23 protein-coding genes are annotated in these 26,304 nt (G+C 68.9%); 17 read left to right on the top strand and 6 right to left on the bottom strand.

The window, feature by feature from the left end:
• Positions 1–42: 42 nt before the first annotated feature.
• Together AC27L4_RS21635 and AC27L4_RS21630 are read left to right on the top strand one after the other, a co-directional pair.
• A complete protein-coding gene (locus AC27L4_RS21635; RefSeq protein ID WP_487144427.1) occupies positions 43–1,455 on the top strand; it encodes an amidase in 1,413 nt (470 codons plus the stop codon).
• 9 nt (positions 1,456–1,464) lie between these two features.
• The gene (locus tag AC27L4_RS21630; protein WP_487144426.1) at positions 1,465–2,658 is read left to right on the top strand and encodes a CaiB/BaiF CoA transferase family protein; all 1,194 of its coding nucleotides are present in this window, start codon (positions 1,465–1,467) and stop codon (positions 2,656–2,658) included.
• A 130-nt stretch (positions 2,659–2,788) separates the two neighbouring features.
• Here AC27L4_RS21630 and AC27L4_RS21625 read toward each other — a convergent pair whose 3' ends face one another.
• Positions 2,789–3,046, bottom strand: coding sequence for a PsiF family protein (locus tag AC27L4_RS21625; RefSeq protein WP_487144425.1), 258 nt, complete (start codon positions 3,044–3,046; stop codon positions 2,789–2,791).
• Positions 3,047–3,285: 239 nt separating this feature from the next.
• Between AC27L4_RS21625 and AC27L4_RS21620 the strand changes: the two genes are divergently transcribed.
• Positions 3,286–3,681, top strand: a complete 396-nt coding sequence (locus tag AC27L4_RS21620; RefSeq protein ID WP_487144424.1) for a hypothetical protein — start codon at positions 3,286–3,288, stop codon at positions 3,679–3,681.
• 69 nt (positions 3,682–3,750) lie between these two features.
• On the top strand, positions 3,751–4,878 hold the full coding sequence (gene aroC, locus AC27L4_RS21615; protein WP_487144423.1) for a chorismate synthase: 1,128 nt from the start codon (positions 3,751–3,753) through the stop codon (positions 4,876–4,878).
• Positions 4,879–4,995: 117 nt separating this feature from the next.
• On the opposite strand, the gene AC27L4_RS21610 is transcribed toward aroC, so the two are convergent.
• The 3 genes from AC27L4_RS21610 to AC27L4_RS21600 all read right to left on the bottom strand — a co-directional run bounded on the left by AC27L4_RS21610 (position 4,996) and on the right by AC27L4_RS21600 (position 7,174).
• Positions 4,996–5,700 (bottom strand): acid phosphatase, encoded by a 705-nt coding sequence (locus AC27L4_RS21610; RefSeq protein WP_487144422.1) that lies wholly within the window; start codon positions 5,698–5,700, stop codon positions 4,996–4,998.
• 79 nt (positions 5,701–5,779) lie between these two features.
• Positions 5,780–6,151, bottom strand: a complete 372-nt coding sequence (locus AC27L4_RS21605) for a DUF4870 family protein (RefSeq protein WP_487144421.1) — start codon at positions 6,149–6,151, stop codon at positions 5,780–5,782.
• A gap of 81 nt (positions 6,152–6,232) precedes the next feature.
• Positions 6,233–7,174, bottom strand: a complete 942-nt coding sequence (locus tag AC27L4_RS21600; protein WP_487144420.1) for a DnaJ C-terminal domain-containing protein — start codon at positions 7,172–7,174, stop codon at positions 6,233–6,235.
• A gap of 157 nt (positions 7,175–7,331) precedes the next feature.
• Between AC27L4_RS21600 and AC27L4_RS21595 the strand changes: the two genes are divergently transcribed.
• From AC27L4_RS21595 to AC27L4_RS21535, 13 genes are all read left to right on the top strand, one after another.
• Positions 7,332–8,039, top strand: a complete 708-nt coding sequence (locus AC27L4_RS21595) for an HAD family hydrolase (protein WP_487144419.1) — start codon at positions 7,332–7,334, stop codon at positions 8,037–8,039.
• Between the two features lie 6 nt (positions 8,040–8,045).
• Complete coding sequence (locus AC27L4_RS21590) at positions 8,046–8,855, top strand: DUF1499 domain-containing protein (RefSeq protein ID WP_487144418.1); 810 nt, start codon at positions 8,046–8,048, stop codon at positions 8,853–8,855.
• Between the two features lie 54 nt (positions 8,856–8,909).
• Positions 8,910–10,085, top strand: a complete 1,176-nt coding sequence (locus AC27L4_RS21585) for a phosphotransferase family protein (protein WP_487144417.1) — start codon at positions 8,910–8,912, stop codon at positions 10,083–10,085.
• A gap of 59 nt (positions 10,086–10,144) precedes the next feature.
• The gene (locus AC27L4_RS21580) at positions 10,145–10,876 is read left to right on the top strand and encodes a FadR/GntR family transcriptional regulator (RefSeq protein ID WP_487144416.1); all 732 of its coding nucleotides are present in this window, start codon (positions 10,145–10,147) and stop codon (positions 10,874–10,876) included.
• 13 nt (positions 10,877–10,889) lie between these two features.
• Complete coding sequence (locus AC27L4_RS21575; protein WP_487144415.1) at positions 10,890–12,083, top strand: mandelate racemase/muconate lactonizing enzyme family protein; 1,194 nt, start codon at positions 10,890–10,892, stop codon at positions 12,081–12,083.
• A 54-nt stretch (positions 12,084–12,137) separates the two neighbouring features.
• Positions 12,138–13,112 (top strand): substrate-binding domain-containing protein, encoded by a 975-nt coding sequence (locus AC27L4_RS21570; RefSeq protein WP_487144414.1) that lies wholly within the window; start codon positions 12,138–12,140, stop codon positions 13,110–13,112.
• 61 nt (positions 13,113–13,173) lie between these two features.
• Positions 13,174–14,151, top strand: coding sequence for an ABC transporter permease (locus tag AC27L4_RS21565; protein ID WP_487144413.1), 978 nt, complete (start codon positions 13,174–13,176; stop codon positions 14,149–14,151).
• Between the two features lie 5 nt (positions 14,152–14,156).
• Complete coding sequence (locus AC27L4_RS21560; RefSeq protein WP_487144412.1) at positions 14,157–14,888, top strand: ATP-binding cassette domain-containing protein; 732 nt, start codon at positions 14,157–14,159, stop codon at positions 14,886–14,888.
• Positions 14,889–14,893: 5 nt separating this feature from the next.
• Entirely contained in the window at positions 14,894–15,637 is a 744-nt protein-coding gene (locus AC27L4_RS21555) for an SDR family oxidoreductase (protein ID WP_487144411.1), read from the top strand.
• Positions 15,638–16,104: 467 nt separating this feature from the next.
• Positions 16,105–18,321, top strand: a complete 2,217-nt coding sequence (locus tag AC27L4_RS21550; protein ID WP_487144410.1) for a sensor histidine kinase NtrY-like — start codon at positions 16,105–16,107, stop codon at positions 18,319–18,321.
• 70 nt (positions 18,322–18,391) lie between these two features.
• A complete protein-coding gene (ntrX, locus tag AC27L4_RS21545) occupies positions 18,392–19,762 on the top strand; it encodes a nitrogen assimilation response regulator NtrX (protein WP_487144409.1) in 1,371 nt (456 codons plus the stop codon).
• An 8-nt stretch (positions 19,763–19,770) separates the two neighbouring features.
• Complete coding sequence (locus AC27L4_RS21540) at positions 19,771–21,114, top strand: glycosyltransferase (protein WP_487144408.1); 1,344 nt, start codon at positions 19,771–19,773, stop codon at positions 21,112–21,114.
• A gap of 100 nt (positions 21,115–21,214) precedes the next feature.
• Positions 21,215–22,429: a glycosyltransferase family 4 protein gene (locus tag AC27L4_RS21535; RefSeq protein ID WP_487144407.1), complete on the top strand. Its 1,215-nt coding sequence runs from the start codon at positions 21,215–21,217 to the stop codon at positions 22,427–22,429.
• 27 nt (positions 22,430–22,456) lie between these two features.
• On the opposite strand, the gene mdoH is transcribed toward AC27L4_RS21535, so the two are convergent.
• Both mdoH and AC27L4_RS21525 read right to left on the bottom strand, forming a co-directional pair.
• Positions 22,457–24,631 carry a glucans biosynthesis glucosyltransferase MdoH gene (mdoH, locus tag AC27L4_RS21530; protein WP_487144406.1) on the bottom strand — a complete coding sequence of 725 codons (2,175 nt, stop codon included), beginning with the start codon at positions 24,629–24,631 and terminating at the stop codon, positions 22,457–22,459.
• Entirely contained in the window at positions 24,619–26,148 is a 1,530-nt protein-coding gene (locus AC27L4_RS21525) for an OpgD/OpgG family glucan biosynthesis protein (protein WP_487144405.1), read from the bottom strand. Before AC27L4_RS21525 ends, mdoH begins: the two co-directional genes overlap by 13 nt.
• Positions 26,149–26,304: the final 156 nt, after the last annotated feature.

The raw sequence follows: 26,304 nt of genomic DNA, 5'->3' as shown, positions 1-26,304 counted from the left end.
GGCCCGGACGACGCTTCACCCGAACGCCCCCGCGGAGACGCCATGACCCATCCCCTGACCGCTGCCGCCATGGCTGCAGCCATCCGCGCCGGCGAGCTCAGCGCGACGCTCGCCGTCGAGCTGGCCCTGGCTCGAATCGAGGCGGTACAACCGGCGCTGAATTGTTTTACCGAGGTCTATGGCGAAGACGCGCGGGCCCAGGCCGCCTCGATCGACGCCCTGCCGGCCGGTCGCCGTGCCGGCCTGGCGCTCTGCGGCGTGCCGGTGGCGATCAAGGACTTCACGCCGCTGGCCGGCAAGCGTACCACCTTCGGCTCCCGGCTGTTCCGCGACCATGTGGCGGAGGCCGATCCGGCCATCGTCCGGCGCCTGAAGGCGGCGGGCGCCGTCATCGTCGGCCACACCGCCACGCCGGAATTCGCCTTTTCCGGCTACACCCACAGCCCACTCTGGGGCGTGACCCGCAACCCCTGGGACGCGACGCGCACACCCGGCGGCTCCTCGGGCGGTTCAGGAGCTGCGGTGGCCGCGGGCTGCGTGCCCCTGGCCGAGGGCACGGACATGGGCGGCTCGGTGCGGATCCCGGCCTCGCTGTGCGGCATCGTCGGCATGAAGCCGAGCTTCGGCCGCATTCCTATGGACATTCTCAGCACGCAATATGATTCGCTGGCGCATTTCGGCCCGCTGGCCCGCACGGTCGAGGATGCCGCCCTGTTCCTCAGCGTCACGGCCGGGCCCGACGAGGCCGATGCCTTCTCCCTGCCGGAGCCGCCGCCATTGTTCCCGTTGCCGGCCCTGGACCGGCCGCCGCGCCTTGCCGTCTCGCCCGACCTCGACGTCTATGCCCCGAGCCCGGGGGTGGCGGCCCTGTTCGAGGCGGCGGTCTCGGCCTTCGCCGCGGCAGGCGCCCGCATCGAGCGGGTTCGCACTCCGTTCAACCGCCGCAGCGGCGAGGACTGGAACGCGCTCTGGGCCTATTGCTTCGCCGGCGACTACGGCCATCTCCTCGATGCGCACGAGAGCGAGCTCGATCCCGGCGTCGTCGACCTGATCCGGGCCGGCCGCCGGCTCGACGCGGCGGCGCTGCGGGCGATCGAGCATCGCCGTACCGCGCTGTCGCGGGCCTTTGCGGCGACGCTGGAAGGCTATGACGCGCTGCTCTGCCCGACCACCTGCGACACGGCGCGGCCGGTGGAAGACCACGACAAGCCGTCGATCGTCATGCCCGACGGGCGGCTCTACACCCAGTCCATGACCGAGCCCTTCAACCTGCTCAGCGGCTGTCCGGTCGTGTCGGTGCCGATGGGACTTGCCGGCGACGGGTTGCCGGCCGGCCTGCAGGTGGTGGCCCGCCGCCACGACGATGTCCGCGCCCTAGCGGTCGCCGCCTGGATCGAGCAGGTGCAGCCCTGGTCCTATCCGGCCGGGCTTGGCGAGCCGGCGCGTGTATCGTAAAGGCAAGCCATGTGGACCCCCTTCGCCGATCTGCCGACGCAGACCCCGCCCAAGCCCCTGCACGGGGTGCGCGTTCTCGAACTCGCCCGCATCCTGGCCGGCCCCTGGGCCGGTCAGCTCCTGGCCGATCTCGGCGCCGAGGTCATCAAGGTCGAGCGCCCCGGATCGGGCGACGACACCCGCGGCTGGGGCCCGCCCTTCGTCGAGGCGGCCGACGGCGGCCATCTCGACGCTGCCTATTTCCATTCCTGCAATCGCGGCAAGCGCTCGATCGCCCTCGATTTCGAGAGCGCTGAGGGGGCCGACACGGTGCGGGCCCTCGTGCGGGACTGCGACGTCGTCATCGAGAATTTCAAGGTCGGCGGCCTGAAGAAATACGGGCTGGATCACGCCAGCCTGGCCAGGATCAATCCGCGCCTGGTGACATGCTCGGTCACCGGCTTCGGCCAGGACGGACCCTACGCCAGCCGCGCCGGCTACGACTTCATGATCCAGGGCATGGGCGGCATCATGGATCTGACCGGCGATCCGGCCGGCGAGCCGCAGAAGATCGGCGTCGCCTTCGCCGACGTGTTCACCGGCGTCTATTCGACCGTCGGCGTGCTGGCTGCACTGCGCCGGCGCGACCTGACGGGGCAGGGCGGCCATGTCGACATGGCCTTGTTCGATACCCAGCTTGCCGTGCTCGCCAACCAGGCGATGAACTATCTCGTCTCCGGCACATCGCCGAAGCGCATGGGCAACGCCCATCCCAACATCGTGCCCTATCAGGTGTTTCCCGTCTCGGACGGCCACATCATCATCGCCTGCGGCAATGACGGGCAGTTCCGGAAGCTCTGCGCCCTGCTGAACGTGCCGGATCTGGCCGTGCATCCGGACTATGCGACCAACAAGGACCGGGTGGCGAACCGTGATGCGCTTTGTCCGCTGCTGGCCGGGCTCACGCGCCTGCGCAGCCGCGCCGACCTGCTGGCGGCGCTGGAGGCGGCGGGGGTGCCGGCCGGCCCGATCAACTCGGTCGCCGACGCGCTGGCCGACCCGCAGGCGCTGCATCGCGGCATGACCGCGGATCTGCCGCATCCCCAGGCCAAGGGCGGGGTGGTGCGCACGGTGTGCTCGCCGATCGTGCTCGACGGCGAACGTATGGTGGCGGCAAGCCCGAGCCCGATGCTGGGCGCCGACGGGACAAAGGCGGGCGCGTAGCACCCGCCTGCCATGACCGAGCCGCCGGGATTGCATCCGCACGCCTCTCCGGCGGCCGGAGGGCTGGTCACGACGCTGGCAGGGCCGGCCGGACCGCGGGTCCGTGCCCGGCCCCGTCGGGGGATCAGGCCTACATCATGGCCTTGTGCTCACACTCCTTGTGGAATTGCTTGCGGGCCTTGCCGTGCAGGTTCTGCTTGTTGGCCTCGGCATAGCACTCCTTGGAGATCGAGGCCTTCTTCTCCGGCGTCATCTTGGCCGGCTTCATCGGCGCCATGGCCGGCGCGGGGGCTGCCGGCTCGGTGGTCGTCTGGGCGTAGCCCGCGCCGGCCCCCAGCATGAGCACGACGGCCGCAGCGGCGAGAGAAATTCCTTTGAGCGATGTCATGATTTCCTCCATCGAAGGCGGAGACCGTTGCGCGAAGGATCGTCCCCGCGTGGAGACGTTGCGCTCGACCTCGTGGTAAAATTGCGACGTTGGCGTGTCTTTCCGGCGTCGATCCCTGTAAACTCCTCGTCATCGCAACGGCATCGATCCGGCAAACTACGTATCATTCCGTATGGTCAACCCGGAGAGGGCGTGCATCCATGCCGTACCCGCATGTGCGGGTCGCTCTGGAGTTCGTCATGATCCGTCTTGCCCTCGCCGCGGTCCTTGGCCTGGTTTCAGTCGCAGCCTCGGCCGGCTCGACGGAGCGGACCGTCTCCGCCAACCAGATCGGTCTGCTGGACGCGCCCTTCGGCATCGAGCCCCAATCCTGCGCGATCTACCGGGCGCGGGACATCAAGGTGGAGGCCAAGCCTTCCCACGGCACCGTCGCGGTGGTCGAGCATGCAGTGCCGCTGCCCAAGAGCTACGGGCCATGCGCGGGCAAGAATGCCAAGATCCCGTTCGTCGTGTACCAACCCGCCCGGAACTACCGGGGTCCCGACACCGCCTCGATCTCCTATACCCTGCCGGGCAACACCGGCGAGATGTCCCAAGTCTATCATGCCACGGACTTCGCCATCACCGTGAAGTGAGGCGGATGGCGATTTGACCCTGCGGGGGCGGCCGCCTAGAACACGGCGATCTTCAGTCCGGCGCCGCCCATGTCCTTCAACAGTTTCGGCCATCTGTTCCGCGTCACCACCTGGGGCGAGAGCCACGGGCTCGCTCTCGGCTGCGTAGTCGACGGCTGTCCGCCACGCCTGCCGATCAGCGAGGAACTGATCCAGTCCTTCCTCGACCGCCGCAAGCCCGGCCAGAGCCGCTTCACCACCCAGCGCCGCGAGCCGGACCAGGTGCGGATCCTGTCCGGCGTGATGACCGACGAGGCGACGGGCGAACTCGTCACCACCGGCACGCCGATCAGCCTGATGATCGAGAATGTCGACCAGCGCTCCAAGGACTATGGCGAGATCAAGGACCGCTACCGCCCGGGGCATGCCGACTATGCCTACGACATCAAATACGGCATCCGCGACTATCGCGGCGGCGGCCGGTCCTCGGCCCGCGAGACCGCGGCGCGGGTCGCCGCCGGCGCCGTCGCCCGCCAGGTCGTGCCGGGCCTCGTCGTGCGCGGCGCCCTGGTGCAGATGGGGCCGCACCGGATCGACCGGGCCAACTGGGATTGGGACGCGGTCGGCAACAATCCGTTCTTCTGCCCCGACGCCAAGGCCGCCGCCTTCTTCGAGACCTATCTCGACGGCGTGCGCAAGGCCGGCTCCTCCATCGGCGCGGTGATCGAGGTGGTGGCCGAGGGCGTGCCGCCGGGCCTCGGCGCGCCGATCTACGGCAAGCTCGACGCCGAGCTCGCCGCGGCGATGATGAGCATCAACGCGGTGAAGGGGGTCGAGATCGGCGACGGATTCGGCGCGGCCGAGCTCACCGGCGAGGCCAATGCCGACGAGATGCGCATGGGCAACGATGGCGAACTGCTGTTCCTGTCGAACCACGCCGGCGGCATCCTCGGCGGCATCTCCACCGGCCAGCCGGTGGTCTGCCGCTTTGCCGTCAAGCCGACCTCGTCGATCCTGCAGCCTCGCCGGACCGTCGACCGCTACGGCAACGATGCGGACATCGTCACCAAGGGCCGCCACGACCCCTGTGTCGGCATCCGCGCCGTGCCGGTAGGCGAGGCGATGATGGCCTGCGTCGTCGCCGACCATTTCCTGCGGCATCGCGGCCAGACCGGCGAGCCGCTGCACTGGCCGTTCGAGCGTGGCGCGGTGGGATGACGCGTCCGCCCGACAGGCGGACGGCGATGATCAAGCAGCGGGACGTCGCGCCCTTGCCCGGTGCCGCGGGACGCCGAAGGCCTGCCCCGCGGCGAGCGGGCGCAGGCCGCGACGGCCTCACATGCCGAGGTCGGAGCGCAGTTCCGCCCGGGCGGCTTCGTACTCGGCCTTGAAGTCGGCCCGCTCCATGATGTTCGCGGCGATCAGGCTGCCGGCAATGCGGCCCATCTCGATGTCGGAGCGGTAGTGGATGCCGCCGACCACGCGGTTGTTGGCATAGTCCCAGGCGCGGGCCATGATCTCGGCACGCTTCTCCGGCACCATGTCGGACAGGACGATGCCCATCAGCGTGCCGACCGTTGCGTGACCCGACGGCCATGCGCCGGAATTCGATATCTTCACCGCCGGGTGGACGATGTCGGCGAGCTGGTGCGGGCGCGGACGCTTCCACACCGCCTTGGCCGGGTCGACCACGGCGCCTTCGGTCTCCACGACGCGGGCGAAGAAGGCGGTGAACGTCGGCAGTTTCTCCGGGGTGAAGTTCGGGCCCATCACGTCGGCGAAACGCCAGACGTTCTCCTCGGCGTCGGCCTGGGCGCGGGCTTCCATCTCCTTGGTCCGCGTGACCTGGAGGGTCAGCACCTCGCCGAGCTCGGCCTTGGTCTGGGCCGAATCATTGGCGGGCGGCGGCGGCAGGATGCGCAGGAGGTCGAGCTCCTTGGCGGTGATGAACGGCTTGGCGTCTTCGGCCGCCGCCGGCAGGCTGGTGAGGCCGATGCCCGCGAACAGGGCAAGAGCCAGGAGGACGGTGAGCTTTCGCATCGAGGGACCCTCGGGTTGGATCGGACGACGCGATGTGGCGGAGAAGCGATGACAGGATCATGACGGCTCCCGGTGGCCGTCAGATCCCCCAGGTTCCCGGGTCGGGAACGGCCTCGCCCCGGTCGAGCCAGGTCAGGCCGCGGGCGCAGCGCAGGATCAGCCACAGCGCCGTGGCCAGCATCACCAGCCAACCGACCAGGAGGAACCAGGTGACAGCGCCGATGGTGGCGTAGAGCAGGCCGATCCAGAACGTCCGGATCTGGTAACGGTAATGGGTCTCGATCCAGTCGGGCCCGGCGCCGCGGTTGATATAGGCGAGGAACACGCCGACCAGCGGGCCGAAGCCGGTGACGAAGAAGGCGAGGTGGCACAGATAGACCACCATGGGCATCAGCCGCGACGACCCGGTGCGCGGGGCGTCGGCGGACCGGGTCACCGGCGGTTGCGTCATGGCGCCCTCCCAGGCGGGCTCGAAGAATCCTGCGGATCCCGACATGCGCGCGGCGGGCCCGGGCCGGGCCCGCCGCGATCGTCACGAGCGTCCGGGATCATAGGGCCGCTCATCGCGCATGCGCTTGAGCGCGGCCTCCAGGTCGGGGTCCATCCGCTCCGGCAGGATGATGCGCGGCGTGACCAGGAGGTCGCCGGGGCCGTCCTTGGCCTTGACGCCCTTGCCCTTGAGGCGGAAGACGCGCGAGCCGCTGGTGCCGGGCGGCAGGGTGAGATCCACCGATCCATCCAGCGTCGGCACCCGGACCTTGCCGCCCAGGGCCGCGTCGTAAAGGGTGACGCCGATATCGGCGCGCACATTGTGCCCTTCGGCGCGGAACTGCGGATGCGGCTCGACGGAGACCGTCACCAGGGCATCGCCCGGCTCGCCGCCGAAGGGACTCGGCTCGCCCTGGCCCTTGAGGCGGATGGTCTTGCCCTCCTCGATGCCGGCCGGCACGGAGACGTCGAGGCTGCGGCCCTGCGGCAGGTCTACCCGCGCCTTGCCGCCGAGTGCCCAGGTGGTGAAGGGGACATTGGCGCGCACCTGCACGTCGGCGCCGCGCGGCGCCGCTTCCTTTCCGCCCTGGCCACCGCGCGTGGCGCCGCTGAACATCTCGTTCAGGATATCCTCAAAGCTGCCGCCGCCACCGCCGCGGCGGCCGCGGCCGCCGCCGAAATTGAACTCGAAGCCGCCGAATCCGCCCTCGCGGGCGCCGGCCCCAGGCGCCCCGGCACCGAAGCCTTCGAAGCCCTGGAAGCGCGGCTTGCCCTCGGCATCGATCTCGCCGCGGTCGAACTGGGCGCGCTTCTTCTCGTCACCGACGATTTCATAGGCGCCGTTCACCTCGGCGAACTTGGCGGCAGCCTTCGGATCCTTGTTCTGGTCCGGATGATATTGCTTGGCGAGCTTGCGGAAAGCCTTCTTGATGTCCGCGGCACTCGCCGATTTCTGCACGCCGAGAATAGTGTATGGATCACGCATCAACCCCTCCCGCCGGTCCCCTTATGGGCGGCCGGCCTGCCATGCCGCAATGGCCATGGCCGCGCACTACATGGGAAGCGCGGTCCGGATTCGCAATGTCTGTTCGCCCGCTCGCGGGCGCGCTATGGATTTGGCCTTGCTCCGCCGGATCAGCCCCATGCCGCTTCGCGCCATCCTCTTCGACAAGGACGGAACCTTCGTCGACTTCCACTCCACCTGGAGCCCTGCCGTCCACGCTGTGATGCACCGTCTGGCGGACGGTGACGCCGACAAGCTGGCGAGGCTGGTCGAGGCCAACGATTTCGACCTGGAAACCGGCCTCATCCGCCCGACCTCGCCGTTCATCGCCCAATCCTCGGCCGATTACGGCGTCACCTGGGCCGGGATCCTGGGGGTCGAGGCCGACGCCTCCTTCTTCACCCGCATGGACCGGATGCTGATCGAGGAGGGCCTGGACAAGGTCGAGCCGATCGGCGACCCCGCCACGATGCTGGCCGAGTTGAGGCGGGAGGGTTATGCGCTCGGCGTCGTCACCAATGATTCGGAAGCGGGCGCCCGGGCGCAATGCGAGAAGCTCGGCCTCACGCCCTGGTTCGACGCGATCATCGGCTATGACTCCGGCCATGGCCGCAAGCCCGAGCCCGGGCAGATTCTCGCCTTCGCCGCCGCCCGCGGCGTCGCGCCGAGCGAAACCGCGCTGGTCGGCGACACGCTGCACGATCTTCACGCTGCCAGGGCCGCCGGCGCCACCGCCATCGCCGTGCTGACCGGCTTTGCCGGGGAGGCGGAGCTTGCCGCGCATGCCGACCATGTGCTGCCCGACATCATGGCCCTGCCGGCGCTGCTGCGCGGCCTGAGGGCCTGACCGGCGATGCGCCTGCTCACCGTCCGCAAGCCGATCGCGGTGGCGAGCGCGGCGCGACTGGTCGCCGTCTTCGCGCTCTATGCCGTGGCCATCGCGGTGCTGCTGCTGCGCTTCGGCATCGTCGACGTGAGGCCGGGCATGGCGGCGCTCGGGGCCGGCATGGGCGTGGCGCTCCTGGCGCTGCTGCTCGCCCTGCTCGCCTTCATCCGCATCTGGCGCAGCGGCGCGGCCGGGGCCGGACGAGCCTTCACCGGTTTCGTCATCGCCTGCGCCCTGTTGACGCCGGCCGCCTACTATATGGGCAAGGCGCTCGCCGCACCGGCCGTCAACGACGTCACGACGGATTTCGAGAACCCGCCGGCGTTCCTGGTCGCCGCCGCGCTGCGGCCCGCCGATGCCAACTCCGCCCGCTACGATCCAGTGCTCGCGATCCGGCAGAGACGGGCCTATCCGCAGATCCACCCGCTGCTGGTCGACATTCCGCCGGAGGAAACGCGCAAGCTCGTGCTTGCAATGGTCAAGGAGCGCAAATGGCGGGTGATCGCCGACACGCCGATGACGCCGCCCGACACCGTCGGCCGCGTGCCGGTGCGCAGCCCGGCCGACCGGATCGAGGCCGTCGAAAAATCGCTGGTGCTCGGCCTGGAAGACGATATCGCCATCCGCCTGCGTGAGGAGGACGGCCGTACCCGCGTCGACATGCGTTCGGCCTCGCGCTACGGCCGCTTCGACTTCAATGCCAACGCCGAGCGAATCATCGCCTTCCTGGAGGACTTGCGCACACGGGCGCTGATCCCGGCCCGGACGACGGATTAAACCGACGCCCGGTCCATTGCCGGGCGGTGGACAGCGCACTGGAGGGCCAGGATCATGCCGCCGCGTCGTTCCCTCCCGGAGGCGCAGGCCGTGGATGTGGCGGCGACGGTCATGACGCGGGCGTTCGGCTCCCCCGTGACGCTGGCCGATCCCGAGCGCATCGGTGCCGAGGATCGTCGCAATCTCGTGGTACGGGCCCGGGCCGTGGTCGGCGGGACCGGACTCGCCGTCATCGTCAAGGCGACCCGCGATCCCGCCTATGATCCCCATGCCGTCGACGCATTCGCCCAATCCGGCCTGGTTCGTGAATGGGTGGCCCGGCTGCTGCTCGGCGAAACCGGCTCCACAGCCCTGCTGGCCGGCGACACCGATGCCGGACTGATCGTCTTCGCCGACCTCGGGGGCGACCTCCATTCCCTGGTCGCGCCGCTGCTCCATGGCACTCCCGGCGAAGCCGAGGCGGCGCTGACGGCCTATGCCGTCGCCCTGGCCGGACTGCACGCCCGCACGCTGGGCTGTGGCGTGTCGCATGCCGGCCTGCTGAGGTCGGTGTTTCCGGCGGCGCGCCTGCCGAGACCTATGGGAGCGGCCTGGTTCGAACGCCGGATCCCGGCGTTGCCGGGATGCCCGGACTTGCCGGCGGACGAGGTCGGCGCGATCCGGGCTCGCCTTGCCGATCCAGGCTCCTGGCTCGCCCTGGCCCATGGCGACAACTGCCCCGACAATGTGCTGCTTGCGCCGGAGAGGGCGGAACTGATCGATTTCGAGGCCTCCGCCCCCGGACACGCCCTGCTCGACGCCGTCTACTGGCGGCTGGGCTTTCCCACCTGCTGGTGCGCCGGTTCCGTGCCCGAAGCAGTCGCCGGTCGAGTCGAGACGGCCTATCGGAGCGTGCTCGCCGCGAAGCTGCCGGAGGCCGCGGACGACACCTTGTTCCATAACGAGATCGCCGCTGCGATGGTCGCGCGGCTGCTCAACAGTCTGCACTGGCTGCTCGAGGGAGCCCTGGATGCAGACGGCACATGGGGCATCGCCACCCGCCGTGCCCGCATCCTGCATTATTTGCCCGCCGTCGCCGCCGCCTGCACACGCGCCGGCCGCTTCCCGCGGCTCGCCGATGTCCTGGCAGCCTGGGAGAAGGATCTGCGGGCGCGATGGCCCGACATCCGGCCGCTTGCCCTTTACCCAGCCTTCGGACGCATCCGGGGAGCGCCGCCCTATCGCACTTGACAGGCAGCTTAAAGCAATCTGTATTGCAATCATACAAAACCTGTCAGATAGGTTGACGGATGATGGTTGCGGCGGATCCCGCCCTCGACGACTGCGCCGGATCGGATGGCAGTCTGGTCGACCAGGTCATCGCGGCCCTGAAGGCGCATATCCGCGCCGAGGGTCTCGGACCGGGAGACGTGCTGCCGAGCGAAAGCGCACTGGCGCTGCAGATCGGCGTGTCGCGGGCCGTGGTTCGCGAGGCCTTCCGGTCCATGGCGGCGCTGAAGCTGATCGACGTCGGCAATGGCCGGCGGGCTCGCGTCGCCAGGATCGATCCGAGCGTGCTCGCCATCGTCCTCGATCATGCCGTCCACACCGACCAGATCAGCATCCAGCAGATCTATGACGTGCGCCGCACCATCGAGCTGCGCACCGCCGCGCTGGCCGCCATGCGGCGGACCGACCGGGAAGCGGAGGAGATCGCAGCCCTGGCGGCGGCGATGCGGACCGACTTCGCCGAAGCCGAGAGGGTGATGACCCACGACATCGCCTTCCACGAGGCGATCGGCCGGGCCTGCCGCAACCCGATGTTCAACCTGATCGTCGGCTCGTTCCATGTGGTGACGCGCCAGACCTGGGGCATCGGCTGGAAGAGCCGGACCAGCGACGGCCAGCGCATGGCCAGCGTCGAGTGTCATGAAGCGATCGCCGCGGCGATCCTGCGGCGCGACCACGCGGTCGCCCAGACCCTGATGGCGGAGCATTTCGACCTTTCGGTCAAGGCGCTCCTGGCCGCCGGCATCACCTGAAAGACGCCCGCCCATGAAGATCAGCGCGATCGAGACCATCCGCATCGAGGAGCACGCCAACCTGATCTGGCTGCGCGTCCACACCGACGAGGGACTGGTCGGGCTCGGCGAGACCTTCTTCATGGCCGCCACGGTCGAGGCCTATGTCCACGAGGTCCTGGCGCCCAAGGTGCTGGGACGCGATCCCCTGGCGATCGACCGCCTCGCCAAGGACCTCACCGGCTATCTCGGCTTCCGCTCGACGGGCGTGGAGATGCGCGGCAACTCGGCCTTCGACATCGCGCTCTGGGACCTGTTCGGCAAGGCGACGGGCCAGCCGATCGCGCAGTTGCTCGGCGGCTTCTCGCGGCCGTCGATCCGCACCTACAACACCTGCGCCGGCACCGCCTACATGCGCACGGCCAAGGGACAGAACAGCGGCAATTGGGGACTGGAGGCCAAGAACCTCAACGACCTCGACGCCTTCCTGCACCGGGCGGGCGAACTGGCGGAGGACCTCCTGTCGGAGGGCATCACGGCCATGAAGATCTGGCCCTTCGACCTCGCCGCCGAGAAGTCCGACGGCTGGCATGTCTCTGCCGCTGACCTCAGGGCCGCCCTGATGCCGTTCGAGCAGATCCGCCGGGCCGTGGGCGATCGCATCGACGTCATGGTCGAGTTCCATTCGATGTGGCAGCTGCTGCCGGCCATGCAGATCGCCAAGGCGCTGCAGCCCTATGGCACGTACTGGCACGAGGATCCGATCAAGATGGATTCGCTCGGTGATCTCCGGCGCTACGCCGCGGTGTCGCCGGCGCCGGTCTGCGCCTCGGAGACGCTGGGCACGCGCTGGGCTTTCCGCGACCTGCTGGAGACCGGAGCGGCCGGCGTGGTCATGCTCGACCTCGCCTGGTGCGGCGGCCTGTCGGAGGCCCGCAAGATCGCGGCCATGGCCGAGGCCTGGCACCTGCCGATCGCCCCGCACGACTGCACCGGCCCCGTGGTGCTGTGCGCCTCGACGCATCTGTCGCTCAACGCGCCCAACGCCCTGATCCAGGAGAGCGTCCGAGCCTATTACCGCACCTGGTATCGCGACCTCGTCACCGCCGTGCCGCCGGTGGCCGACGGCATGATCGGCGTGCCGGATGGGCCGGGCCTCGGCCTGGAGCTCATGCCCGACCTCACTCAGCGATTCACGGCGACCGTCCGCGCCTCCACAGCCCGGTGAGGCCAGCCGGCGCCGCGAAGCATCGAAGAAACCGAACGTCCATGGGAGGACACAATGCGCAAGACCTTGCTGGGGGCGGGCCTGTTCGCCCTGGCCCTCGGATGCGGCGCGGCCGAGGCCACGGGGCTCAACATCGCCTTCACCATCCACTCCTCGGCCTCGAACACCTTCTGGCAAGGCGTCAAGAAGGGCTTCGAGGACGCCTGCGCCAAGGTGCAGGCCAATTGCCAGATGGTCTTCACCCAGACGGAAGGCTCGATCGAGCAGCAGGTTGCCAACATGCAGGCGGCGATCGCCCGCAAGCCTGACGCGATCATCACCACCATCGTCGACAACAAGGCTTTCGACCCGATTATCGCCCAGGCGCGCAAGGCCGGGATCGTCGTCATCGCCGCCAATGTCGACGATACGGAAGGCGCCGCCGGCAACGCCCGCCAGGCCTTCATCGGCCAGGGCTTCATTCCCGCCGGCTATTCCCTGGCCAAGGCCCAGTCCGCCAACTTCCCGAAGGAGGGGCCGATCAAGGTGCTCGTCGGCATCTCGGCGCCCGGCCAGAACTGGTCGGAGCAGCGCGGCGCCGGCGTGATCAAGTTCATGGAGGAGTTCAAGGCCGCCAATCCCGGCCGCGAGGTCTCGGTGGAACGGATCGATTCCGGCACGGATCTCGCCATCACCGCCGACCGGGTCGGCGCCTATCTCAGCGCCCATCCCGACACGACGGCCTATTTCGACACCGGCTACTGGCATGCGGCCGTGGCGCGCGTGCTCAAGGACCGCGGCGTGCCGCCCGGCAAGATCCTGCTCGGCGGCTTCGACCTGGTGCCGGAGGTGCTGCAGCAGATGAAGGCGGGCTATGTCCAGGTGCAGGTCGACCAGCAGCCCTACATGCAGGGCTTCATGCCGGTGATGGAGGTCTATCTCGCCAAGACGGCAGGTCTTGCCCCCGCCGACATCGACACCGGGCAGGGCATCGTCACGCCCGACCAGGTCGACCAGATCATGGTGCTGTCCAAGCAGGGCCTGCGCTGACCCGTCCGGCCCGGGCGCCGTGCCCGGGCCGCCTTCCGCCCGCCGCCGGGACCGATCGTCGATGAAGCGACTTCTGAAGATTTATCTCGAAAAGCCTGAATTCGCTGGGGTCGCCCTGCTCGTGATCCTGACGTTGGTGTTCCAGTGGCGCTCCGACGGCGTGTTCCTGTCGGCGGACAATGTCCGCGGCATTCTCGGCATCCTGCCGGAAGTCGCGCTGGTCGCGGTCGGCGTCACGCTCCTGATGATCTGCGGCGAGTTCGATCTCTCCGTCGGCTCGGTGTTCGCGCTGATGCCGATGTCGGTGGCGATCATGCTGGAACGCGCCGTGCCGTTCTGGCCGGCGGTGCTGGTCGGGCTGGCGATCGCGGCGGCGATCGGCTTCGTCAACGGCTTCGTCACCGTGCGCTTCGCCATTCCCAGCTTCATCACGACGCTCGGCATGCTGTTCATCGCCCGCTCCCTCACCGTGGTGATCTCGGGCGGCTTCCCGCCGTTGCTGCCCGACGACATGCCGTCCTGGGTCTTCACCCAGTTCATCGGCCCGAACGACCTGTTCCGCATGTCCTTCCTGTGGTTCGCGGTGCTGGCCTGCGCTGTTGCTGCGCTGCTGTCCCTGACCAATTTCGGCAACTGGGTGAAGGCGACCGGCGGGTTCGTCGATGCCGCCGCCTCCATGGGCATCCCGGTGGTGGGCGTGAAGATCGCCTGCTTCATGCTGTGCTCGATGCTGGCGGGCTTCGCCGGCCTGATCCAGGTGCTGCGCCTCGGCTCGCCCTTGCCCTCGATCGGCGAGGGGCTCGAGCTCCAGGCCGTGGCCGCGGCGGTGATCGGCGGCGCGGCGTTGACCGGGGGCGTCGGCACCATCTTCGGCGCCGTCGTCGGCGCGCTGCTGATCCGCATCATCGACAACGGGCTGGTGCTCAGCCAGGTCGACGCCAACTGGTTCAAGTTCGCGATCGGCACCCTGACCATCCTGGCCGTGATCGCCAATGCCTGGCTCCGGCGCACGGCCCGCCGCATCAAGATCGAGGCCTGACGCCTATGGTGACGCCGATCATCGAATGCCGCGACCTGCACAAATGGTACTCCGGCGTGCACGCCCTCAAGGGCGTCAGCCTCGCGATCGCGCCCGGCGAGGTCGTCGGCCTCGTCGGCGACAATGGCGCCGGCAAGTCGACGCTGATCAAGATCATCTCCGGCGTTCACGGGCCGGATCGCGGCGAGATCCGCGTCGACGGCAGGCCGGTGCGCATCGCCACGCCCAAGGATGCCATGCGCCTCGGCATCGAGACCATCTACCAGTACAACTCCATGGTGCCGAGCATGTCGATCGCCCGGAATCTGTTCATCGGCCGCGAGCCGGTGCGCGCCTCGCTGTTCGGCATCGGCTTCCTCGACCAGGCGCGGATGCGGCAGGAGAGCATCAGGGCGATCGCCGACGTCGACTTGCACCTGCGCTCGCCGGATGCGCTGGTGGGCGAGCTTTCCGGCGGCCAGCGCCAGGGCGTGGCGATCGCCCGCGCCATGCACTTCAAGTCGAAGGTGCTGGTGCTCGACGAGCCGACCAACCACCTCTCGGTCAAGGAGACCAACAAGGTCATCGGCTTCGTCCGCGGCCTCAAGGCCCAGAACGTCACCGGCATCTTCATCTCCCACAACATGCAGCACGTCTTCCAGTCCTGCGAGCGGGTGGTTGCGATGGCGCGCGGCGAGATCGTCTTCGACAAGCCCGTGTCGGAGACCAGCATCGACGAAGTCCACGAGCATCTGTGAGCGCCATGCCCGAGCTTTCCGGAAAGACGGCCCTTCTCACCGGCGCCCTCGGCTCCCTCGGCCGGGCCCAGTCCGAGGCCCTGGTCGCGGCCGGCGCCGACCTTGTCCTGCTCGATCGTCCCGGCCATGCCGAGGCGGCCGCCTTCGTCGCCCACCTCGGGGACCGGGCGCGCTATCTCGGGCAGGATCTCGGCGACCTCGCCGCGGCCAGGGACGCGGTCGCCGTGGTCGCCGCGGAGACGGGAGGCATCGACATCCTGATCAACAATGCGGCGCTGATCATCAACCGGTCATTCGAAGCCTTCTCGCTGCAGGAATACGAGGAGCAGGTGCGGATCAATTCCTCCGCGGCCTTCGCCCTGACGCAAGCCGTGGCGCCGGGGATGAAGGCCAAGGGCCATGGCAAGATCGTCAATTTCTGCTCGATCACGCTCAACGGCCGCTGGGACGGCTATGTGCCCTATGTCGCCTCCAAGGGCGCCATGCTCGGCTTGACCAAATCCCTGGCTCGCGAGCTCGGCCCGCACGGCATCCGCGTCAACGCCGTCTCCCCGGGCGCGGTGGTGTCGGAGGCCGAGGCGCGCGTGTTCGGAGACCGGCTCCAGGCCTACAACGACTGGATCCTGGAGAGCCAGTCGCTGAAGGCCCGGATCGAGCCGCGCCATGTCGCCGACCTCGTGCTGTTCCTGGTCTCGGCCGCCTCGGACATGATCAGCGGCCAGAACCTGTCGATCGACGGCGGCTGGTAAGAGCGGAGCCGGCCAGGCGGCGAGCCGCGGCCGGCCCACGAGCTGCCGGCCGCGCAGTCGCACGCCGGCCCCCATGCCGGCAGGGTGGCTGCGCGAGCCGGCAACCGGTGTCGAAACGGCGAAGGACGGGCCGAACGCCTGGACGACGCCGCCCTTGCGCCCACCCGATGCCCTGCCTCCGCATGTCCGGGAGCTGGCTCTGCAGCCGGCGGCGGCCGGCCCGGCGCTGCGGGTCCGCCGGCCGCCAATCGGCCGGGGCAGGGTAGCCTTGACGGCAACTGCCTGTGGTTTGCCTCCCGCTTGCCAGAATGTTGTCGCAATCCTGCAACACTGATGTAAGGCTGCATCACCGGTCCGTCGTTCGGACCCGAGCGAGGAAAGGGCCCGTTTCCGGAATGACTGTTCAGGACGTTGCATCCGGCACCGCGTCGCACAGTCCCGCGGGCCTGCCGGCGCGGCGACTCGGCGTGATCGGGCCGGGACTGGTGCTGCTTGCCATCGCCTCCTCGGCCGTGTCGTTCATGGTGCTGACCGGGCTGTCGCCGGTCGAGCCGACCCAGCAGGTGGTGGTGACGCTGCTTGCGGCCAATATGGCCGTCGGCTTGGCGCTGGTCGTCCTGATCGGCATGGAGGTTGCGCGTCTGGTGCAGGCACGGCGGCGGGGGCAGGCCGGCGCGGCGCTGCATATGCGCGTCATCGGCCTGTTCTCGATCGTTGCGGCCATGCCGGCGATCCTGGTCTCGGCCATCGCCTTCATCACCCTCGACCGCGGCCTCGACAACTGGTTTTCGACGCGGGTGCGCAACATCGTCGAGACCTCCCTGGTCGTGGCCAATGCCTATGTGCAGGAGCAGGGCCGGCTGATCCAGGGCGAGGCCCTGGCCATGGCCTCCGACCTCAACCGCGCCCAGCCGGTCTACGGCACCGACCCCGAGCGCTTCACCGAATATCTCAGGGCCCAGGGCGCCATTCGCGGCCTGCCCGGCGCCATGCTGATGACGCGAGAACGCGAGATCAAGGAGCGCGCCGACATCCTGGCCGGCTTCGACTATCCGCTGCCCCCGGCTGAGGCGGTCGCCGACGCCGACAAGCAGGAGGCGGTGGTGATCGCGCCCGGCTCGCGCAACGTCATGGGCGCCGTGGTCAAGCTTGCGGCCTATGACGATCGCTACCTGTTCGTCGCCCGCCCGTTCGACCCGAAGGTGGCGCAATATCTGCGCGAGACGCAGGCGAGCTCGGCCGAATACCGCCTGCTGGAGGATCGCCGCTCCGGCGTGCAGGTCGCCTTCGCCGTGATGTTCGTGATCATCGCGCTGCTGATGCTGCTGGCGGCGATCTGGATCGGCCTGGCCTTCGCCGACCGGCTGGTCGAGCCGATCCGCCGCCTGATCAACGCCGCCGACCAGGTGGCGGAGGGCAACCTCTATGTCCGTGTGCCCGTCGGCAAGGGAGCCAGCGACCTCGCCAACCTCGGCGAGACCTTCAACAACATGACCGACACGCTGCGCAGCCAGCGCAACGACCTGCTCGGCGCCAACGACCTGCTCGACAGCCGCCGCCGCTTCATGGAGGCGGTGCTGTCGGGGGTCTCCACCGGCGTGATCGGCATCGACGAGGAGGGCAAGGTCACGGTGCTCAACCCGGTGGCCGAGCGCCTGCTCGGCGCGCCGTCGCCGCCGCTCGGCCAGCCCCTGTCGGAGCTCGTGCCCGAGCTTGCGCCCTATCTCGCCGACGCCATGGCCGGGCGCTCGCGCCTGGTGCAGGGCCAGATCGCGCTGGTGCGCGACACCCGCGAGCGCAACGTCATGGTCCGCGTCACCTCCGAGCAGTCCTCGATGCGCGAGCACGGCTATGTCGTGACGCTCGACGACATCACCGAGCTGGTGGTGGCGCAGCGCACCTCGGCCTGGGCCGACGTGGCCCGGCGCATCGCCCATGAGATCAAGAACCCGCTGACGCCGATCCAGCTCTCGGCCGAGCGCATCCGCCGCAAGTACGGCAAGGTCATCACCGAGGACCGCGAGGTCTTCGACCAGTGCACCGACACGATCGTGCGCCAGGTCGACGACATCAAGCGCATGGTCGACGAGTTCTCCTCCTTCGCCCGCATGCCCAAGCCCGCCATCTCCCGGGACGATCTCGGCGAGATGGTGCGCCAGGTCGTTTTCATGATGCGGGTGGGCAATCCCGACATCCATTTCGACTTCACGGCGCCGGCCGATCCGGTCGTCGCGCTTTTCGATCGGCGCCTGCTGTCGCAGGCGGTGACAAACATCGTCAAGAACGCCACCGAGGCGATCGCCGGCGTGCCGGAGGAGACCCGCGGGCAGGGGCACGTCACGGTCGCCGTTGTGCGAAATGACACGAATGTCGCGATCGAAGTGACGGACAACGGGGTCGGGCTGCCGAAGGAGAATCGGCAAAGGCTGCTGGAGCCCTATGTCACCACGCGGGAAAAGGGCACTGGCCTGGGCCTGGCGATCGTCGGCAAGATCCTGGAGGAACATGGCGGAGGCATCGAACTGCTGGACGCTCCGGCCGTGCTCAAGGGTGGCCGCGGCGCCATGATGCGCCTGTGGTTCCCGATCGACGGAGAAAGCGCGAACGAGGCGGCTGCGGCCGCGGATCGGGATCTCGCGACGGGGGCCGATACCCCGGCCGGCGAGCTCCTGCAGAAACCTTGAAGGTCGGTGGAATGCCCGGGACCGAGCGGCGGATTTCGGGCGGACCGCGGAAAGCAATGGGGCACTAGCGATGGCAACCGACATCCTGATCGTCGACGACGAAGCCGATATCCGGGAACTCGTGGCCGGCATCCTCGAGGACGAAGGTCATGGCGCGCGTACCGCCAAGGATTCCGACACCGCCCTGGCGGCGGTCGAGCAGCGCCGCCCGCAACTGATCTTCCTGGACATCTGGATGCAGGGCTCGCGCCTCGACGGACTGCAACTGCTCGATGTCCTGAAGAGCGAGCATCCGGAAGTGCCGGTGGTGATGATTTCCGGCCACGGCAACATCGAGACCGCCGTCGCCGCCATCCGGCGCGGCGCCTACGACTTCATCGAGAAGCCGTTCAAGGCCGACCGCCTCGTCCTCGTCGCCGAGCGGGCCCTGGAAGCCTCGCGCCTCAAGCGCGAGGTCAACGAACTGCGCCAGATCTCCGGCAAGGCCACGCGCCTCGTCGGCAAGTCCTCGGCCGTCAACCAGTTGCGCCAGGTGATCGAGAAATCGGCGCCGACCAACAGCCGCATCATGATCGCCGGTCCCTCCGGCGCCGGCAAGGAACTGGCGGCGCGCACGATCCATCAGCTCTCCAGCCGGTCGAAGGGCCCGTTCGTCGTGGTCAATGCCGCGTCGCTGACACCGGAGACCATGGAGCCCGAGCTGTTCGGCGTCGAGGCGGGCGAGGGCCGCAGCCGCAAGGTCGGCGCGCTCGAAGAGGCGCATGGCGGCACGCTGTTCATCGACGAGGTCGCCGACATGCCGCGCGAGACCCAGGGCAAGATCCTGCGCGTGCTGGTCGACCAGAGCTTCGCCCGCGTCGGCGGCGCCACCAAGGTGCATGTCGACGTGCGCATCATCTCCTCGACCGCACGGGATTTGGCGATGGAGGTCAGCGACGGACGGTTCCGCGAGGACCTGCTGCACCGCCTGTCGGTGGTGCCGATCCGCGTCCCCGCCCTGTCGGAGCGGCGCGAGGACATCCCCGAGCTCGTCGCGCATTTCCAGGGCCAGATCGCCCAGGCGACCGGCCTGCAGCGCCGCATCGTCGGCGACGATGCCATGGCGGTGCTGCAATCGCATGAATGGCCGGGCAATGTCCGTCAGTTGCGCAACAACGTCGAACGGTTGATGATCCTCGCGGGTGGCGACAGCGAGGCCGTGATCACGGCGGAGATGCTGCCGCCGGAGATCGGCGCGCTGGTGCCGACGCGGCCGAACGGGCAGGGCGGCGAGCATCTGATGGGTCTGGCCCTGCGCGAGGCCCGCGAGATCTTCGAACGCGAATATCTGGTGGCGCAGATCAATCGCTTCGGCGGCAACATCTCGCGCACCGCAGAGTTCGTCGGCATGGAACGCTCCGCCCTGCACCGCAAGCTGAAATCGCTCGGGGTCGGCGCCTGAACCCGGCCATGCCTGCGGCCGGGGCCGCTCGTCCGCCCAGGCTCCTGATCCTGCTGCCGGCGGACGGCCATGGCGGCTGCGAATACAATGCGCTGAGCTTCGGCAAGTTCGCGGCCCGCACGCTCGGGCTCGACGTGGCCGTTTCCTTCCCGCGCACGGCGACCACGGCGATGCTGGCCGATCTCGCCGCCGCCAACGGCCTGCCTTGGCGCCAGCTCGACGCCACGTTCGGGCAGGACGACGACGAGGCACGGTTCTCCGACCAGCGCCGGGCCACCCTCGCCGTGCTCGAGGCCGAGCCCCCGGACGTGGTGTTCGCGGCCATGCCGTGGCCGGCCCGTGGCGGCGGCGTCGTCGCGGCCTGCGCCGAGGCCGGCCTGCCCACGCTGGTCAAGTTCGCCCTGGTGCCCGAGACGCTCCACGGTCCGCCGGCGGCGGTGATCGAGGCATGGCGGCGGTCACTTGCCGCCGGACAGGTCTGGTTCGCCAATTCCCGCTACAGCGCCTCCCTGGTCGAACGGCATTTCGGGTTGCCGGCCGGCGCCGTCGACCATTTCCACGTCGGCCCGATCGGCCTCGTCGATCTTGTCGGCGCGGTGCGGGAGACAGCCGGCGGGTCGCTGGAGGAGCGCAGCGACGTGCGGGCCGAATTCGCGGTCCCCGAGGATGCCCTCCTCGCCGTCACCGTTGCGCGGCTGTCGAGCCAGAAGGGCTATGACACGCTGCTGGAGGCCATCGGCCTGCTCGCGGATCGGCCGGACCTGCATTTCCTCTGGATCGGAGAGGGCGAGATGCGGGCGCAACTGGAAGCCGGCATCGCCGAGCGGGGCCTTGCCGGCCGCGTCCGCCTGGCCGGCTTTCGCTCCGATGTGCGGCGCCTGCTGCGGGCCGGCGACATGTTCGTGCTGCCCACTGTCTACGAGGGCGGCTGCTCCCAGGCGTTGCTGGAGGCGATGGAGGAGGGACTGCCGATCGTGGTCAGCCGGACCAGCGCCGTGACGGAGGTGGTGCGCGACGGCGAGCATGCGCTGCTGACCCCGGTCGGGGCCGCCGCGGATATTGCTGCGGCGATCCGCCGGCTGGCAGCCGACCCGCCGCTGCGCCGGCGCATCGGCGCCGCGGCGACCGGCCGCGCAAGGGCCTTTTCCCGGGACGTAATGTTCAAGCACACGCTGCTGCGCATCGATCGGCTGCTGGCGACCGATCTTGCCGACCACGCCGCGCTTGCCGGGGTCCGACTCGTGCCGAGCGAGTTCTCTTCGTCCGGCGATGATGATAACATCGCGGCAGGAAGCGATTGGCGGCAGGGGAGGATTGGAAAAATCCTGGCGCGGCTGACAAGGTTTCGTTGACCATGCCCGCCAACAATCCCGCTGCGGCAACCGTTTCCTGACATCGTGGAAAGGGTTGCCCGGCATCCTTCGGCCGACTTGTGACGCGGGATTGGATCTTATGCTCGACACGGCCGTTGCACGGCAGGAGACGCGCAGTCTGCGCATCGTCCATTTCGTGCGCGCGCCGATCGGGGGCATCTTCCGCCACATCCTCGATCTGACGGCGGAGCAGGCGGCGCGTGGCCATCTTGTCGGCCTCGTGCTCGATTCCTCTACCGGCGGCGCCTTCGAAGCCGAGAAGATCGCTGCGGCGGCGCCGCATCTGGCGCTTGGCGTGACGCGGCTGCCGATTTCCCGCAAGGTCCGCCTCGCCGATGCCCTGGCGGTCTGGCGCGTCTACAAGGCGGTGCGCGATCTCCGCCCCGACATCCTGCATGGCCACGGCGCCAAGGGCGGCACCCTGGCGCGTCTGGTCGGCACCGTGCTGTCGCGCCGCTCACACCCGGTGGCCCGCTTCTACACACCTCATGGCGGCAGCCTGCATTTTCCGAGGACTTCCGTCTCGGGACGCTTCTACTTCGCCGTCGAGCGGCTGCTGGAGCGTTTCTGCGACGGCATCATCCATGTCAGCCGCTATGAGGCGGATACCTATCGCGACAAGGTCGGTGCGCCGCGCTGCAGCGCCTCCATCGTCGTCAACGGGCTCAGGCCCGAGGAGTTCGAGGAGATCGTCCCGGCGCCGGACGCCCGCGATATCCTGTTCATGGGCATGATGCGCGATCTCAAGGGCCCCGACCTGCTGCTCCGCGCCATTGCCGCCATCCGCGACCGCAGCGGCCGCACGCCCACGGCCGCCATGATCGGCGCCGGCCCGGAGCGCGACGGCTATCGCCGCCTCGCCGCCGATCTCGGTCTGGACGAGGCCGTCGTCTTCACCGATCCCCTGCCGACCCGGCAGGGCCTGGCCCGTGGGAGGCTGATGGTGGTGCCGTCGCGGGCCGAATCCATGCCTTACATCGTGCTGGAATCGATCGCGGCCGGCATGCCGCTGGTGGCGACCCGTGTCGGCGGCATCCCGGAGATCTTCGCGGACGCAGCCGACCGGCTGGTCTCGCCGGACGACTTCGCCGCCCTGGCCGACGCGATCGAGCAAGCCCTGGCCGATCCCGCCGGGATGCGCGCCAAGGCGCTGGCTGCCCGCGCGGCCCTGCGCGAGCGCTTTACGGTCGCGGCCATGGCCGAGGCGATCGAGCGGATCTATCTCGCGGCTCTCGCCCGGCGCGGCAAGGATGCCAAGGTTCCCAGCTTGCGGAGCCTGCAGCCGGCCGAGTGAGCCAAGGCGGTGCTCCGGCCGGACGCCTCAACCGGCCGCCGACTTGTCCGGCAGGCGCGCCAGCAGGCTGATCAAGGCGCGGTCGTGCAGCGCGATGAAGCGTTCCTTGGCGGACAGCCATTTGCAGGCTTCCTCCAGCGTGTTCGCTTCGGTGATCTTCGCGCTCGCCATCACCTTGTCCGGCTCGAAGCGGCCGCGCTCGCTGCGCGTGCCCGGCGGCAGCATGGCCTCGTGCTGGTCGCGGAATTCGCGATCGGCGCGCAGCACATGCAGGGCGTCCTCGTCGTCCTCGCCGCCGGCGGCGAGCTCCTCGGTGAGGGCGTTGGCGCGAACGGCGATCGGCGGCGGGGTGGTCTCCTCCGGCGTCTGCAGCAGGCCGAGCCGCTTGAGGCGCAGGCCGAGCCAGAGCTGGCCCGAGGCCCATGACAGCGGGATCGCCAGGAGCAGGCCGACGATGGTCGGCGACATCCAGGCAAACAGATAGGGCGACATGACATAGGCGGAGACGCCGGCGATAGCGCCCAGCGCCATATGCCAGCGGTGCCGCCGGACGATGTCGCCGAAGGGGATGGAACCGTCGTCGCGGCGCTGCGGCTTCCAGCCGGAATCGCGGCCGAGCAGGATCTCGAACACCGAGCCGGACTGGATCAGCATCATTGTCGGCGCCAGCAGGGCCGAGAGGATGATCTCCAGCAGCGTCGACAGCATCAGCCGGCCGGCGCCGCCGCAGGCGCGCCGACTCGGCCCGTCGATCAGCATGATGATCATGCCGAAAATCTTCGGCGCCAGCAGGATCCCCATGGTGCCCGCGAACAGGGCGAGAGCGCGCTCGGCATCGAACAGCGGCCAGGCCGGAAACAGCGAGAACTCGTCGGTGAAATATTCAGGGCGGATGTAGTGCGCCTGCAGGGCGAGGGTCAGGCCGACCAGCAATTGCAGCAGCCAGAGCGGGCTGGCGAGATAGCTGAAGATGCCGGTGGCGAAATGCTGTCGCGTGGCCGGGTGGAAGCCCTTGGCGCCGATCACCCGCGAATGCTGCAGGTTGCCCTGGCACCACCGCCGGTCGCGGGCGGCGAGATCGATCAGCGAGGGCGGGCTTTCCTCGTAGGAGCCGGTCACATCCATCAACATGTAGACGGAATAGCCGGCCCGGCGCATCAGCGCCGCCTCGACGAAGTCATGGCTGAGGATATGCCCGCCGAAAGGCGGCTTGCCGGACAGATCCGGCATGCCGCAATGGGCGGCGAAGGCGGCGGTGCGGATGATGGCGTTGTGGCCCCAATAATTGCCGTCATGCCCCATCCAGACCGACAGGCCATCGGCGATCACCGGGCCGTAGACGCGCGCCGCGAACTGCTGGACGCGGGCGAACAGGGTGTTGCGGTTGATGATCAGCGGCAGGGTCTGGATGATGCCGGCGTCCGGATCCTTCTCCATCGCCGCCGCGAGGCGCACGATCGCCTCGCCGGTCATCAGGCTGTCGGCGTCGAGCACCAGCATGTGGTCGTAGGAGCCGCCCCAGCGCGTCACCCAGTCGGCGATGTTGCCGGCCTTGCGGTTGGTGTTCCTGTGGCGGTGCCGGTACCAGACGGCGATATCCGGGCCCAGGCGCCGGCGCAGCGCCAGGAAGGCGCGCTCTTCCGCGATCCAGACGTTCGGGTCGGTGGTGTCGGAGACGAAGAAGAACTCGAAGGCCCGGCCGCACCCCGTCGCCTCCACGGATTCGATGATCGCCTGCATGGCGGCGAAGACGCGGCTCGGCGCCTCGTTGTAGATCGGCATCAGCACGGCGGTGCGCGTGGCGAGCGCCTGGGGCGGGGGCGGCAGGCGCCGGCGCGCGAACAGCAGATGCACGAAGCCGACCAACCCCGAGGTGAAGGCGATGGCGATCCAGGAGAAATTGAGCACGAACAGTGCCACCAGCGCCCATTCCAGCACGGTGACGCCGCCGACCGCGACGACCTCGTACATCTGCCAGGTGCCGTAGGCGGTGAGCGCCGCCATGCCGATGAAGACGATGATGCGGGCGAGCCAGGGCTTGGCCCGCGAGGCCGGGTTGGTCCAGGGCCGGACCTCGGCCGCGGTCCAGCGGGACAGCGACTGCACCGGCATCGCCAGCCCGTTCTCGGGCGGCATCGCGCCGGGCGAACGGGCCGGCGGCGTTGCCGGCGAAGCGGCGGGTGCAGGAGTTACGATGTCCATCGATAGAGCCACGTCTCGCTTACAGGCTTGCCGTCCTTGGTCAGGACCGCCCGCATTTCCGAATAGGCCTCGTTACCCGGATCGAGCGTGAACGACAACCGCCCGAGGCGGCGGGAGGGGTCGGGCGAGAAGGCGATGTCGCGGACCGTGCCAGGACCGACCGAGATATCGGGCACGATTCCCTTCAGGCCGTCGCTGCTGGCAAAGGCATCCCCTTCGAAATCAATGACGAAACGCCGCCTCTTGCTGCCCGAGGCACCGGTGCGGGTCTCGCGCGCGATGGCGCCCGGCGGCTGCTGCGGCGGCGACCAGCACCAGTCGATGCGATAGGAGAAGCCGTACTCCTTGCCCTGTTCCAGCGGGTCCTTGGGCCGCCAGTAACAGATGATGTTGTCGTGGATCTCCGCCTCGGTCGGGATCTCGACCAGTTGGATCGAACCTTCGCCCCATTGGCCGGAGGGCGTGATCCACACGCTCGGCTGGCGCTCGTAGCGATGGCTCTCGTCCTCGAAGGCCGCGGGGGCGCGGTTGCGCTGCAGCAAGCCGAAACCCTGCGGGTTCTTGTCGGCGAAGGCCGAGATCTGCAGGGTCTCGGGGTTCTGCAGCGGCCGCCAGATCCATTCGCCCGAACCGCTGAACATCTGCAGCCCGGAGGATTCGTGCACGGCGAGGCGGACATCGTCGATGCCGTGCCGGTCGTTGGTGCCGAACAGAAACATCGAGTTGAGCGGCGCAACACCGACATGGGGAATGGCGGCGCGCGGAATGATCGTCGCCTCCACGTCGACCAGCGTCATCTCTCCGGGGGTCAGGGTGAAGTGATAGGCCCCTGTCGCCGCTTCCGAATCGAGCAGCGCATGCAGCACCAGCGACTTGGCGTCCGGCTGGGGCCGCTCGATCCAGAAGGCGCGGAAGAACGTGAATTGCTCGCCGCCCGCCTCGCCGGTGTTGATCGCCAGGCCGCGCGCAACCGCGCCGTAGCTCTGGCCGCGGGCGATCGCCCGGAAATAGCTCGCGCCCTGGAAGATGGCAAAGTCGTCGAAATGGCCGGGCGTGTCGAAGGGCGCCTTCAGCCGGAAGCCGGAAAAGCCGAAATTCGCATCCTGGGCCGGCCCGGTCAGGCCGCCGAAGTCGAAAAGGCTGGCGTCGTAGGGGATGAGCAGGACCCGGCCGTCCTCGATCGTGTAGAGGTCGACGGCCGCCGCATAGATGAAGCCGCGATGCAGCGGCTCGACCACGAAGCCGCGCTGCTCGGAGCTCCACACCGCCCGTTCCGGACGGAAGCGGATTCCGACATATTTCTCGTAGTCGAGGTCCTGGAACGGAGCGGGCAGAGTCGTGTCGGGCGCCTGGTAGGCTGCCTTTGCGAGCTCGCGGGCATGGGCCAAGAGCGCTTCGCGCGAGAAGGCGTCACCCGGCTTCAGGCCAGGGGCGTCGACGGCGGACAGGGCCGTCGCGGGCCAGCCGGCGAGACCGGAAACGAAGGCGGCAAGCTTGAGGATGTCACGGCGATTCATGGTCAGCGCGGAGTGCTTCTTCTTCCAGCGTGTGGAGTTTCGAGCGGCAGTATGTGGGCGGTCGCGCCATCATCAGGCGTATTGAGACGCCTTATTGGCCATTTGGCAAGGCAGTGAGCCTCCTCCGGCAGGGATTGGCCGAAATCGCTGCGGCGT

Source organism: Labrys sp. Lb11 (genome assembly GCF_057554225.1).
Note: the sequence above shows the minus strand (reverse complement) of the source record. Positions and strands in the feature narration are given on the sequence as shown.